Here is a 12,429-nt window from a genome sequence, read left to right on the forward strand (position 1 = left end):
CGGCTCAGCCGTCCGACTGCAGTTCGCGGGCGAGCCACAGCAGGTGGCGGGCGCCTTCGACACCGGGCACCTGCAGTTCTTCCGAGCGCAGCAACGCCCAGCCCTTCGGGATGGCGCGCACTTCCTCGTCCGGATAGACGCCCTTCATCGCCAGCATGTGGCCACCTGGCTTCAGCAGATGGCCGGCCACCTTGATGAAGTCGGCGAGGTCGCCGAAAGCGCGCGAAATGATGAAGTCGCACCCTTCCGGCAACGTCACCTGCTCGGCACGCGCGGTCTGCACGTCGAAATTCTCAAGGCCGAGGTCGATGCGCACCTGCTGCTGGAAGGACGCCTTTTTCGAGTTCGGCTCGATCGACACGACGTCGAGATCGCTGCGGGCGATCGCCAGCGGAATGCCGGGCACGCCACCGCCGGAACCGATGTCGGCCAGCTTCGCGCCTTCCGGCAGGAAGCGTTCGACCGACAGCGCGTCGAGCAGGTGGTGGGTGAGCATGCGGGATTCTTCGCGTATCGCGGTCAGGTTGTAGACCGCGTTCCACTTGGCCATCAGTGCGATGTAGCGCAGCAGACGGGTACGGGCTGTCGCGGTGAGCGGCAGGTCAAGTGCGGCAAGGCCGGCGTCGAGTTCGGTTTGCAAGGTCATGGGCGGATGGTTTCCGGGTACTTCGAATCTGTCCGGCCTGGCGGCCGGGGTGTTCAGGCCGCGCTGCGCACGGCGGCGCGCTTCTTCAGGTACACCAGCAGCAGCGAAATCGCCGCCGGCGTGATGCCCTGGATGCGCGAAGCCTGGCCGAGAGTCTCGGGCCGGTGCAGCGTGAGCTTCTGCTGCACTTCGCGCGACAGACCGCCGACCGCGCCGTAGTCGATGTCGTCCGGCAGGCGCGTGTCTTCGGTCGCGCGCAGCTTGTCGACCTCGTTCTGCTGGCGGTCGATATAGCCCTGGTACTTGGCAAGTATGTCGAGCTGTTCGATGGCCTGCGCGTGATCGATCGGCGCCGGCGCACCGGGCAGCGTCATCAGCGACGCGTAGCTCACGTCGGGGCGGCGCAGCAGATCGAACAGCGTGTATTCACGCTCGATCGCCTTGCCCAGCACGCGCTGTGCGTCCTCCGCCGGCAGCGTGTCCGGGCGGATCCACGTGGAACGCAGTCGCTGTTCCTCTGCCGCGATGGCGTCGCGCTTGCGGTTGTAGGCATCCCAGCGCAAGTCGTCGATCAGGCCCATCGTGCGTGCGGCGTCGGTCAGGCGCAGGTCGGCGTTGTCTTCGCGCAGGCTCAGGCGGTACTCGGCGCGCGACGTGAACATGCGATAGGGCTCGGCCACGCCGCGAGTGATCAGGTCGTCAACCAGCACGCCCAGATAGGCTTCGTCGCGGCGCGGGCACCAGGATTCGAGGCCCTTGGTCTGCCGTGCCGCATTCAGTCCGGCGAGCAGTCCTTGCGCCGCCGCTTCCTCGTAGCCGGTGGTGCCATTGATCTGGCCGGCAAAGAACAGACCTTCGATCGCCTTGGTTTCGAGCGACGATTTCAGGCCGCGCGGATCGTAGTAGTCGTACTCGATTGCATAGCCCGGGCGCAGGATGTGCGCGTTTCCGAGACCGGGAATGCTGCGCACCAGATCAACCTGCACATCGAAGGGCAGCGAGGTCGAAATCCCGTTCGGGTACACCTCGTGCGTGGTCAGGCCTTCCGGTTCGAGGAAGATGTTGTGGCTGTCGCGATCGGCGAAGCGGTGGATCTTGTCCTCGATGCTCGGGCAGTAGCGCGGGCCGACGCCTTCGATCACGCCGGTGTACATCGGCGAACGGTCGAGCCCGCCGCGGATGATGTCGTGCGTGCGCAGCGTGGTGTGGGTCATCCAGCACGGCAACTGTCGCGGATGCATGTCGCGCGAGCCGATGAAACTGAACACCGGCACCGGGTCGTCACCCGGCTGCGCTTGCATGACCGAATAGTCGATCGTCCGTCCGTCGATGCGGGGCGGCGTGCCGGTCTTGAGCCGGCCCTGCGGCAAAGCCAGTTCCTTCAGCTTCTCCGCCAGACGGATGGCCGGCGGGTCCCCTGCCCGGCCCGCCGAATGATTCTGCAAGCCGACGTGCACGCGGCCATTCAGGAAAGTGCCGGCGGTCAGCACCACCGCCTTCGAGTGGAAGCGGATGCCCACCTCGGTCACCACACCGGCGACGCGCTCGCCTTCCATGATCAGGTCGGCTGCCGCCTGCTGGAACAGGTCGAGATTTGGCTGGTTTTCGAGCCGGCTGCGGATCGCCGCCTTGTACAGGATGCGGTCCGCCTGGGCGCGCGTGGCGCGCACCGCCGGGCCCTTGCTCGCATTGAGGATGCGGAACTGGATGCCGCCTTCGTCGGTGGCCAGCGCCATCGCGCCTCCCAGCGCATCGACCTCCTTCACCAGGTGACCTTTGCCGATGCCGCCGATCGACGGATTGCAGGACATCTGGCCCAGCGTTTCGATGTTGTGCGTCAGCAGCAACGTGCGCGCACCGACCCGTGCGGCAGCGAGCGCGGCTTCGGTGCCGGCGTGGCCGCCACCGATGACGATCACGTCGTAACGGGTCGGAAAATCCATGTTCGCTGCAATGCAAAAGAGGGCGAAGGGGCTGAATGATACGACCTTGGGCCCGCAACATAAAGGCAGAAAGGTTAACACCGTTTCACTGCCTTACAGTTGCTTACCGCACAAAGCGTTTCTGCAATCTAGGCTTGCAGCGTGTTCCCCACACGAGAATGATCATGAAAGCGCTTGGCACTGCACTGGCTGCACTGACGCTGGCCTTCAGCGGCAACGCGATGGCAGATCGTGACGATCATCGACGCCATGGCTACCACGGCGGTCACCATCACAAGCATGGTGGTCACTGGAAGCACCGCGATCGGCACCATCACCACCATCACTACCATGGCCCGAGCGTGCGCTATGGCTACTACCCGGCGCCGGTGTATGCACCGGCGCCCTATTACGGCTACGCGCCGCGCCCTCACTACCGTCACCACGATGGCGTGACCATCATCCTTCCGCCGGTGCGCATCGGCTTCTGACGGACGTGATGTTCCACGTGGAACATCACGCGGTTCATGCAGCGACGGTGTCCCACACCAGTCGTGCGATCAGTACCGACACAACGACGATGAATACACGGCGCACGAAAGATGCGCCGTTCTTTATCGCGAGGTGGGCACCGACCCAGGCGCCCGCGAGATTGGCAACCGCCATCGCGGCAGCCACCTTCACCATGATGGCGCCGACCGGTACGAACCAGGCCAACGCTGCAAGGTTGGTGCTGACGTTCACGACCTTGGCCGCCGCCGATGCGCGAAGGAAATCCCAGGCGTAACAGCGCACGAACAGGAAGATCAGGAAGCTGCCGGTGCCCGGCCCGACGAAACCATCGTAGAAACCGATGAGCGCGCCGAGCACCAGCGCGAGTATGGGCTTCGGGCGATGCGCCGCCGCCTCGGCACGGAGCACCCCGAAATCCTTCTTCTTCAGCGTGTAGGCGAGTACCGCAACCAGCAGCACGATCACGACCGGCCTCAGCATCTGCGGAGGGAACATGCCGACCGCCGCCGCACCGGCGAACGACGCGACAAAGGCGGCAAGCGCTGCGCGCCACAACACCTTCCAGTCCATCTCCACCCGGCCCAGATAGCGGCGCGCGGCGAAGGTCGTACCGACGATGCTGACCGCCTTGTTGGTGCCAAACAGTGTTGCCGGTGCGGTCCCTGGAAAGACGTTGAACAGCAGCGGCACCTGAACCAGACCGCCGCCGCCGACCATGGCATCGACGAGCCCGGCAAAGAAGGCACCGGCGCACAGGATGACCAGTTCGGTCAGCATGACGCGTGATGTTTCACGTGAAACATCCTCATCACTTACCGATACAGAAGCGCGAGAAGATTTCGCCGAGCAGATCGTCCGGTGTGAACTCGCCGGTAATCTCCCCCAATGCGCGGTGCGCCAGCCTCAGTTCCTCGGCGAACAGATCAAGCTGCAGCACCTCGCCGGCAATGCAGCGCGCGGCGATATCCAGATGCTCGACCGCCCTGTCGAGCGCGTGCAGGTGACGGGTGCGCGCTGCCAGCGCGTCCTCGGCGCCACCGTGCCAGGCCACGCGATCGAGCAGCGCACGCCGAAGCAGATCCAGGCCCTCGCCGACGCGCACCGACAGCCAGACCGTCAGGACGCCAGCGTGTTCTTCCTCCCTCGCCTGCTCGCCGCTCAGATCGATCTTGTTGAACACGCGAATGCGCGGAAGACCCGCCGGCAGCGCAGCGTCTATCGCCTGCGCTTCGGCATCGAAGCCGCTGCGTGCATCGACAAGATGCACCACCGCGTGTGCCCGTTCGAGCTCGCGCCGGGTGCGGGCAATGCCCGCCTGTTCCACCGGGTCGTCGGTCTCCCGCAGGCCCGCCGTATCGATCACATGCACCGGCACGCCGTCGATGGCGACCAGTTCGCGCAAGGTGTCGCGGGTGGTGCCGGCGATATCGGTGACGATGGCGCGGTCTTCACCCGCCAGCGCATTAAGCAGACTGGACTTGCCCACATTGGGCGCACCGGCCAGCACGACGGTCAGCCCTTCGCGCAACACCGCGCCACAGCGGGCGCGTTCGCGCAAGGCAGTGAGCGCGGTCATCACCTCGGCCAGTTTGTTACGTGCGCCGGCCTGTTCGAGGAATTCGACATCCTCTTCCGGGAAGTCCAGCGTCGCCTCGACGAACATGCGCAGATTGACCAGCGCATCCTCGAGCGCGTGCACGTGGCGGGAAAACTCGCCATCGAGCGAGCGCATTGCCGAACGTGCCGCCGACGTCGTCGTCGCTTCGATCAGATCGGCCACCGCTTCGGCTTGCGCAAGGTCGATGCGATCGTTGAGGAATGCGCGCTCGGTGAATTCACCCGGTCGTGCCGGTCGCGCCCCCAGTTCGAAGCAGCGTGCGAGCACCGCCTGCAGCACGGCTGTTCCACCATGGCCGTGCAGTTCGAGCACGTGTTCGCCGGTATAGGACGCCGGCGCCTCGAACCACAGCGCGATGCCATGATCGATGATGGCGCCATCCGCCGCGACGAACTTCGCGAAGGTCGCGTGCCGCGCGTCGGGCAGCCGTCCGAGCATGCCGCGGGCGACCGTTGCCGCGCCCTGCCCGGACACCCTGACCACACCGATGCCACCGCGACCCGGTGCGGTAGCGATGGCGGCAATGGTGTCGGTCGGGCGAGCGGACATGGCGATCGGTCAGGTCAGGTTTTCGGGGCGCTGTCGTGGCGAGGGCGCCGCCCCCGCGGCGATCCGGCCATCATCGCCGGAATCCCGCAGGAGCGGCGCCCTCGCCGCAGTACAGCCGTCAGTCAGTCAGGCAGATGTCAGGCCTTGGCCGTCTTCCCGCTCTCGATCATGCGTGTGATCTGCCACTGCTGGGCGATCGACAGGATGTTGTTCACCGTCCAGTACAGCACCAGACCAGCCGGGAAGAACAGGAACATGCCGGTGAAGATGACCGGCAGGAACAGCATCACCTTGGCCTGGATCGGGTCCGGCGGCGTCGGGTTCAGCTTGGTCTGCACGAACATCGTCACGCCCATGATGATGGGCAGCACGAAGTACGGGTCCTTGATCGACAGGTCGGTGATCCAGCCTATCCACGGTGCGTTGCGCATTTCGACGCTGCCCAGCAGCACCCAGTACAGCGCGATGAACACCGGAATCTGGATCAGGATGGGCAGGCAGCCGCCGAGCGGATTGATCTTCTCGGTCTTGTACAGCTCCATCATTTCCTGCTGCATGCGCACGCGGTCGTTGCCGTGGCGCTCCTTGATCTGCTGCATGCGCGGCGTGACCAGGCGCAGCTTGGCCATCGACTTGTAGCTCGCGGCCGACAGCGGGAAGAAGATGGCCTTGATCAGGATGGTCAGCAGGATGATGGCCCAGCCCCAGTTGCCGACCAGCGCGTACAGTTTTTCCAGCACCCAGTGCATCGGCGAAGCGATGATCTTCAGCCAGCCGTAATCGACCACGTGATCCAGGCCCGGCGCCATGGCGTCGAGGTTGGACTGGATCTGCGGGCCGGCGTACAGCGGCACCTCGACGGTCGAGGTGGCACCGGCCGCTGCCGGCTGAACCGGCACGATGACGCCGGCGGTGTACAGATTGTCACCGACCTTCTTGGCGAAGAATTCGCGCTCGACCCCTGCAGCCGGCACGAAGGTGCTGACGAAATAGTGCTGCACCAGCGCCACCCAGCCGTCCGGCGCCTTGGTGACGAACTTGGCCTTGCCCTTGTCGATGTCGCTGAAATCGACCTTCTGGTACTTGCCCGCTTCGGTATAGAAGGCCGGGCCGGTGAAGGTGCTCAGCATGCTGGTGCCGGCGGACACCGCCTTGCCATCCCGCAGCAGCTGGAAATAGGCGTGCGCTGCAATCGGCGCGCTGCCGTTGTTGGCGATTTCGAAACGGGTGTCGATCCGGTAGCTGCCGCGGGTGAAGGTAAGCACCTTGGTCACCGCCACGCCGTCCGGACCGGCAGCAGTCATGCGCAGCTCGACCTTGTCCTGCCCGTCGGCCAGCTTCAGCTCACCCTCCGGAAGCTGATACACCGTCTTGTGCGTCGGCATGCCGTCGCCGATCAGACCGCTCTGCGCGTGGTAGAGATTGGCGCCACCGTTGTCCAGCAACACGAAATTGCCTTCGGACTCGGGACCGGCGTGATGCTTGAGCAGTTCGAGGCGGATGATGGAGCCGCCCTCCGCCGACACGTCAGCGATGAACAGATCGGTCACGACGCGCGCCGCGGCGGTCTGGGCGACAGCCGTCGTCTGCGGTACGTCGGACGGTGCGGCGGCGCTGCTCACCGTCGGCACCGGCGCCTGGGCGCCGGCCGACTGCGCAGCCGCCGCGTCGGTGGCCACGGCCGGAGCAGCCGGCGGCTGGTTGAAACGCTGCCAGCCGTCCCACAACATGAACAGCGAAAACAGGAAAACGATCAACAGGGCGGAGCGTTGGGTATCCATCGTCGGAATCGTCTTGAAAGTAATTGAGGGTGTGCGTGCTCAGGGCACCGGGTCGTAACCGCCCGGATTCCAGGGATGACAGCGCAGCACGCGGCGCAGCGCGAGCCAGCCGCCGCGCACGCTGCCGTGGCGGTGGATGGCTTCGCTGGCGTATTCGGAACAGCTCGGCATGAAACGGCAGTTGCGGCCGAGCATCGGGCTGATGGCATAACGGTAGACCGCAATCAGGCCGAGCAGCAGGGATTTCATCGTCCGGTCTCCGCGGCAGGCGCTGCGGCGCGTCGCACGCGGCCGAGCAGCGCGTCGATCTCTTCGCGCAACAGGCGGCGGTCGAGCACGGCCGGCCGGGCGTTCAGGCGCAGGATGATGTCGAGCGGCTTGAGTTCCGGACGCATGTGGCGGAAAGCTTCGCGCGCCAGGCGCTTGACCAGATTGCGGGTGTTCGCCCGCTTCAGGAAGCGCTTCGCGATCACGACGCCCAGACGAGCGCCATCGCAGCCGGACGGACCGTGATGGATCACGAAATGTCAACTGCGCTGGGTACGCCGCAAAGCAAAAACGGATGAGAACTCATCCGTTTTTCTGAGCCTGTATTCAGGTCGGAAAGCAAAGCGGCCGGCGGGCTGCGCGGCGATCTGCATTCCGGGCCGTGTCTCGGGGTTAGCCTTCGGGGGTTCCCCTGCCAACCGGCCGGAAAAACTGCTGTCTGCGTCAGACGGCCAGACGGGCACGGCCCTTGGCACGACGGGCGCGGATCACTGCACGACCACCGCGGGTGCGCATGCGCTCGAGGAAACCGTGGGTGCGGGCGCGGCGGATCTTCGACGGCTGGTAAGTACGCTTCATGGCCTGCTCACTGTGTATTGGCGAAAACGCGCGATTACAGCGTAAAAGGCCCCGCCTGTCAATCGCCGCCAGGCTCCGCGCCGATGTCCAGACGGCACGCCGAAAAAATATTTCGCTGGCGTGAATACGTGATCACAGCGCCAAACGAGCGCCAAGCCAGCCTGCCTTGCGGGTATGCGTCACCGCCTCGGCGGTGGATAAGAGGGCCTGAAGTCGCTAGAATCGATCCCCTAAAAACAGCACATAAAGCTGCTCCGACCCGGCGCCCCCGATCATGCATCGGACCACGCGCATCAAATCCTGGGTCAGGACGCATCCCGCTACGCTGTCCCGCAACCTCACGACATCGACCCGGCGACCACGCAGACCATGATGCAACAGTTTTGGGAAGTCTGCCTCAGCCGCTTCGAACAGGAACTCCCCGCACAGCAGTACCAGACCTGGATCAAGGGTCTGCGCATCGGTCAGAGCGACGACGATTCGCTGGCGCTGGTCGCGCCGAACCGGTTCGTTCTGCAGTGGGTCCGCGAGCGCTATCTGGCGCGCATCGAAGCACTGGGGCTGGAGTATTTCTCCCAGCCGCTGTCGGTCAGGCTCAGCCTGCCCGACCCGGCAACGAAGGCCGCAGCGGCCGCCGACACCCCGATGGTCGCCGCCCGCAACGGCACGCCGGCCGACAACGACGGCGAACGTCCGGCGCGTGCCGCACTGCGCGCCGCTGGTGAGCCCGACAGCACGCGCGTCGCCGCGCCGGCACTCATCGTCCGTCCGTCTGCCGGCAACAACGGTAGTGAACGCGACCGTTCACGTCTGAACCCGGGCTTCACCTTCGACAATCTGGTCACCGGCCGCGCCAACGAACTGGCCCGCGCCGCTGCCATCCAGGTCGCGCAGAACCCGGGCATGTCCTACAACCCCATCTTCATCTACGGCGGTGTGGGCCTGGGCAAGACCCACCTGGTGCATGCGCTCGGCAACGAGGTGATGAAGCACAATCCGGATGCGGTCATCCGCTACGTGCACGCCGACGACTACTACGCCGACGTGGTGCGTGCCTACCAGCAGAAGAGCTTCGACGCCTTCAAGCGCTACTACCGTTCGCTCGACGTGCTGCTGATCGACGACATCCAGTTCTTCAACAACAAGACGCGCACGCAGGAAGAGTTCTTCTACGCCTTCAATGCGCTGACCGATGCGAAGAAGCAGATCGTCATCACCTGTGATACCTACCCGAAGAACATCCAGGGCGTCGAGGAACGCCTGACGACGCGCTTCGGCTGGGGCCTGACGGTGCAGATCGAGCCACCCGAGCTGGAAATGCGGGTGGCCATCCTGAAGAAGAAGGCCGAGATGGAACGGGTGAAGGTCGGCGAGGACGTCGCCTTCCTGATCGCCAAGAACATCCGCAGCAACGTGCGCGAGCTCGAAGGGGCGCTGAAGAAGGTGATCGCCTTCGCCCACTTCCACACGCTGCCCATCTCGCTCGAAGTGGCGCGTGAGGCGCTGAAGGACCTGCTCGGTGCGCACAACCGGCAGATCACGCTGGAATTCATTCAGAAGACCGTATCCGACTACTACAAGATCAAGGTGTCGGAGATGTATTCGAAGAAGCGGACGCGCGCGATCGCGCGGCCGCGGCAGGTGGCGATGTGGCTGGCCAAGGAACTGACGCCGGAGAGCTATCCAGCCATCGGCGAATCCTTCGGCGGCCGCGACCACACGACCGTGCTGCACGCCTGCCGCACGATCGCCGACCTGCGCCTGAAGGACGAAGTGCTGAACCATGACCTGCACGTACTGACGCAGACGCTGCGCAAGTAAAAAGAGGTCGGTGCAGAAGCTGTTGAAGCTGTATGGATAAACAGGCCGGAAAACCTGTATGAACGCTGTGGATAACCAGGGCTTTTTTCACCTGGTCGACTTTCACCCACATTTGTTCATGCGTTAGACCGGGCCCTTATACAGACAACGATACATACTGCAGGTCATTGAAGTTCATTGTTTTTTTGATGTTCTCCACAGAAATCGGTTGAACGTTAACGGTTTACAGAGGTTTATAAAATGCTCTTAATGAAGATAGAACGCGAACAGCTGCTGCGACCGCTGCAGTCGGTCAGCGGCATCGTCGAGAAGCGTCACACCCTGCCCATCCTGTCCAACGTCCTGATCGAAACCGAGGGCGATGCGCTCACCCTGCTCGCCACCGACATCGAGATCCAGATCCGCACCCGTTCGACCGGCAGCATCAGCGGCGCCCAGCCGGCGGCCCTGACCGTCGCCGCCCGCAAGCTGCAGGACATCCTGCGTGCGCTGCCCGAAGGCCAGGAAGTCAGCCTCGACGCCGACGACCGCAAGCTCACCGTGCGTGCCGGCAAGAGCCGCTTCACGCTGCAGACCCTGCCGGCGCAGGACTACCCGCGCATGCAGCTGGCCGACGGCGAAACCGTCAAGCTCAGCCTGTCGCAGAAAAAGCTGAAGCGTCTGCTGTCGCTGGTGCAGTACTCGATGGCCCAGCAGGACATCCGCTACTACCTGAACGGCCTGCTGCTGTCGGTTGGCAACGAGGAACTGCGTCTGGTCGCTACCGACGGTCACCGCCTGGCCTACGTGTCGGAAGCCATGCCCGGCGTGAGCGACAAGCTCGACGTCATCCTGCCGCGCAAGACCGTGCTCGAACTGGCTCGTCAGCTGGCCGACATCGACGACCCGGTCGATATCGAACTCGGTTCCAACCAGGCCCGCCTGCGCTTCGGCGCGGTCGAGCTGATCACCAAGCTGATCGACGGCAAGTTCCCCGACTACGAGCGCGTCATCCCGAAGGACCACCCGAAGGAACTGATGCTGCAGCGCTCGACCTTCCTGCCCGCACTACAGCGCGCCGCCATCCTGACCAACGAGAAGTTCAAGGGCGTGCGCGTCGTGCTGTCGGCCGGCACGCTGAAGCTCATCTCCAGCAACGCGGAGCAGGAAGAGGCGGTGGAAGAGCTCGAAGTCGATTACGACGGCGACGGCCTCGACATCGGTTTCAACGTGAGCTACCTGCTCGACGTGCTGAACAACGTCGGCGGCGATACGCTGAGCCTCAGGCTCAACGACGGCAACAGCAGCGCCCTGATCACCCTGCCCGGCACCGACGCCTTCAAGTACGTCGTGATGCCGATGCGCGTGTAAGCCGCGTCGCCCGCACGACCGCCCGGCCTGCGCGCCGGGCTTTCTGCTTTTTTGATGGACCCCGCGCACAGCGTGCGCAGCACCGGAATACGCCATGTCTGACGAAGCACAGAGCCCGAATACACCCAACCCCGACGCTTACGGCGAAGGCAGCATCCAGATCCTCGAAGGTCTGGAAGCCGTCCGCAAGCGGCCGGGCATGTACATCGGCGACACCTCGGACGGCACCGGTCTGCATCACCTGGTGTTCGAAGTGGTCGATAACTCGATCGACGAGGCGCTGGCCGGCCACTGCGACGACATCGTCATCACCATCCACACCGACAACTCGATTTCGGTCACCGACAACGGTCGCGGCATCCCGACCGGCATCAAGTTCGACGACAAGCACGAGCCCAAGCGTTCGGCCGCCGAAATCGCGCTGACCGAGCTGCACGCCGGCGGCAAGTTCAACCAGAACTCGTACAAGGTGTCGGGCGGCCTGCACGGCGTCGGCGTGAGCTGCGTGAACGCGCTGTCGAAGTGGCTGCGACTCACCGTGCGCCGCGACGGTCAGAAGCACTTCATCGAATTCGAACGCGGTGTTCCGCTCGATCGCCAGATCGAAGTGCAGAACGGCGTCGAAGTGTCACCGCTGAAAGTGATCGGCCCGAGCGAGAAGCGCGGCACCGAAGTGCACTTCCTCGCCGACGAAACGATTTTCGAGAACATCGAGTTCCACTACGACATCCTGGCCAAGCGCCTGCGCGAGCTCTCCTTCCTGAACAACGGCGTCAAGATCAAGCTGATCGACCAGCGCAACGCCAAGGAAGAGGACTTCGCCTTCGCCGGCGGCGTGAAGGGCTTCGTCGATTACATCAACCGCAACAAGACGGTGCTGCACCCGAACGTGTTCTACAGCGCCGGCTCGTCGGTGCTGAACGGTGTGCAGATCGACGTCGAAGTGGCGATGCAGTGGAACGACAGCTACGCCGAACAGGTGCTTTGCTTCACCAACAACATTCCGCAGTCCGACGGTGGCACCCACCTGACCGGCCTGCGTGCGGCGATGACCCGCATCATCAACAAGTACATCGAAGAAAACGAGATCGCGAAGAAGGCCAAGGTCAACATCACCGGCGACGACATGCGCGAAGGCCTGGCCTGCGTGCTGTCGGTGAAGATGCCCGACCCGAAGTTCGCGTCGCAGACCAAGATGAAACTGGTGTCGTCGGAAGCGCGCCCGGCGGTCGAGGAAGTGGTGGCGCAGAAGCTCGCCGACTTCCTGCTCGAGCGCCCGAACGACGCCAAGACCATCTGCGGCAAGATCGTCGAAGCCGCGCGTGCGCGCGACGCCGCCCGCAAAGCTCGCGACATGACCCGACGCAAGGGCGTGCTCGACTC

12 protein-coding genes are annotated in these 12,429 nt (G+C 64.3%); 4 read left to right on the top strand and 8 right to left on the bottom strand.

Features of this window, described 5'->3' with window-relative positions:
- Window positions 1–4: 4 nt before the first annotated feature.
- The gene (gene rsmG, locus ACQ66H_RS20800) at window positions 5–646 is read right to left on the bottom strand and encodes a 16S rRNA (guanine(527)-N(7))-methyltransferase RsmG (RefSeq protein ID WP_019916078.1); all 642 of its coding nucleotides are present in this window, start codon (window positions 644–646) and stop codon (window positions 5–7) included.
- A 53-nt stretch (window positions 647–699) separates the two neighbouring features.
- Window positions 700–2,589 carry a tRNA uridine-5-carboxymethylaminomethyl(34) synthesis enzyme MnmG gene (gene mnmG / locus ACQ66H_RS20805; protein WP_430435577.1) on the bottom strand — a complete coding sequence of 630 codons (1,890 nt, stop codon included), beginning with the start codon at window positions 2,587–2,589 and terminating at the stop codon, window positions 700–702.
- 164 nt (window positions 2,590–2,753) lie between these two features.
- Between mnmG and ACQ66H_RS20810 the strand changes: the two genes are divergently transcribed.
- Entirely contained in the window at window positions 2,754–3,059 is a 306-nt protein-coding gene (locus tag ACQ66H_RS20810) for a hypothetical protein (protein WP_198291407.1), read from the top strand.
- Window positions 3,060–3,093: 34 nt separating this feature from the next.
- Here ACQ66H_RS20810 and ACQ66H_RS20815 read toward each other — a convergent pair whose 3' ends face one another.
- The 6 genes from ACQ66H_RS20815 to rpmH form a co-directional block, all read right to left on the bottom strand.
- The gene (locus tag ACQ66H_RS20815) at window positions 3,094–3,858 is read right to left on the bottom strand and encodes a sulfite exporter TauE/SafE family protein (RefSeq protein WP_430432305.1); all 765 of its coding nucleotides are present in this window, start codon (window positions 3,856–3,858) and stop codon (window positions 3,094–3,096) included.
- 31 nt (window positions 3,859–3,889) lie between these two features.
- Entirely contained in the window at window positions 3,890–5,248 is a 1,359-nt protein-coding gene (mnmE, locus tag ACQ66H_RS20820; protein WP_430432306.1) for a tRNA uridine-5-carboxymethylaminomethyl(34) synthesis GTPase MnmE, read from the bottom strand.
- Window positions 5,249–5,385: 137 nt separating this feature from the next.
- A complete protein-coding gene (gene yidC, locus ACQ66H_RS20825; RefSeq protein ID WP_430432307.1) occupies window positions 5,386–7,029 on the bottom strand; it encodes a membrane protein insertase YidC in 1,644 nt (547 codons plus the stop codon).
- 39 nt (window positions 7,030–7,068) lie between these two features.
- Complete coding sequence (gene yidD, locus ACQ66H_RS20830) at window positions 7,069–7,278, bottom strand: membrane protein insertion efficiency factor YidD (RefSeq protein ID WP_019916071.1); 210 nt, start codon at window positions 7,276–7,278, stop codon at window positions 7,069–7,071.
- Entirely contained in the window at window positions 7,275–7,550 is a 276-nt protein-coding gene (gene rnpA / locus ACQ66H_RS20835) for a ribonuclease P protein component (protein ID WP_430432308.1), read from the bottom strand. Before rnpA ends, yidD begins: the two co-directional genes overlap by 4 nt.
- 190 nt (window positions 7,551–7,740) lie before the next feature.
- On the bottom strand, window positions 7,741–7,875 hold the full coding sequence (gene rpmH / locus ACQ66H_RS20840; RefSeq protein WP_019916069.1) for a 50S ribosomal protein L34: 135 nt from the start codon (window positions 7,873–7,875) through the stop codon (window positions 7,741–7,743).
- A gap of 372 nt (window positions 7,876–8,247) precedes the next feature.
- On the opposite strand from rpmH, the gene dnaA reads away from it, so the two are divergent.
- The 3 genes from dnaA to ACQ66H_RS20855 form a co-directional block, all read left to right on the top strand.
- Window positions 8,248–9,696, top strand: coding sequence for a chromosomal replication initiator protein DnaA (dnaA, locus tag ACQ66H_RS20845; RefSeq protein WP_304014188.1), 1,449 nt, complete (start codon window positions 8,248–8,250; stop codon window positions 9,694–9,696).
- A 249-nt stretch (window positions 9,697–9,945) separates the two neighbouring features.
- Window positions 9,946–11,046 (top strand): DNA polymerase III subunit beta, encoded by a 1,101-nt coding sequence (gene dnaN, locus ACQ66H_RS20850; RefSeq protein WP_430432309.1) that lies wholly within the window; start codon window positions 9,946–9,948, stop codon window positions 11,044–11,046.
- Window positions 11,047–11,140: 94 nt separating this feature from the next.
- A partial coding sequence (locus ACQ66H_RS20855) for an ATP-binding protein (RefSeq protein WP_430435578.1) occupies window positions 11,141–12,429 on the top strand: 1,289 nt, incomplete at its 3' end.

The organism is Methyloversatilis sp. (genome assembly GCF_965284615.1).
Lineage (GTDB): Bacteria > Pseudomonadota > Gammaproteobacteria > Burkholderiales > Rhodocyclaceae > Methyloversatilis.

Excerpts from the sequence above, each read along its gene's own strand:
- ACQ66H_RS20810 (WP_198291407.1), top strand. The coding sequence starts at position 2,754 with ATGAAAGCGCTTGGCACTGCACTGGCTGCACTGACGCTGGCCTTCAGC.
- ACQ66H_RS20815 (WP_430432305.1), bottom strand. The coding sequence starts at position 3,858 with ATGCTGACCGAACTGGTCATCCTGTGCGCCGGTGCCTTCTTTGCCGGG.
- rsmG (WP_019916078.1), bottom strand. The coding sequence starts at position 646 with ATGACCTTGCAAACCGAACTCGACGCCGGCCTTGCCGCACTTGACCTG.
- yidD (WP_019916071.1), bottom strand. The coding sequence starts at position 7,278 with ATGAAATCCCTGCTGCTCGGCCTGATTGCGGTCTACCGTTATGCCATC.
- dnaN (WP_430432309.1), top strand. The coding sequence starts at position 9,946 with ATGAAGATAGAACGCGAACAGCTGCTGCGACCGCTGCAGTCGGTCAGC.
- yidC (WP_430432307.1), bottom strand. The coding sequence starts at position 7,029 with ATGGATACCCAACGCTCCGCCCTGTTGATCGTTTTCCTGTTTTCGCTG.
- mnmE (WP_430432306.1), bottom strand. The coding sequence starts at position 5,248 with ATGTCCGCTCGCCCGACCGACACCATTGCCGCCATCGCTACCGCACCG.
- rpmH (WP_019916069.1), bottom strand. The coding sequence starts at position 7,875 with ATGAAGCGTACTTACCAGCCGTCGAAGATCCGCCGCGCCCGCACCCAC.
- mnmG (WP_430435577.1), bottom strand. The coding sequence starts at position 2,589 with ATGGATTTTCCGACCCGTTACGACGTGATCGTCATCGGTGGCGGCCAC.
- dnaA (WP_304014188.1), top strand. The coding sequence starts at position 8,248 with ATGCAACAGTTTTGGGAAGTCTGCCTCAGCCGCTTCGAACAGGAACTC.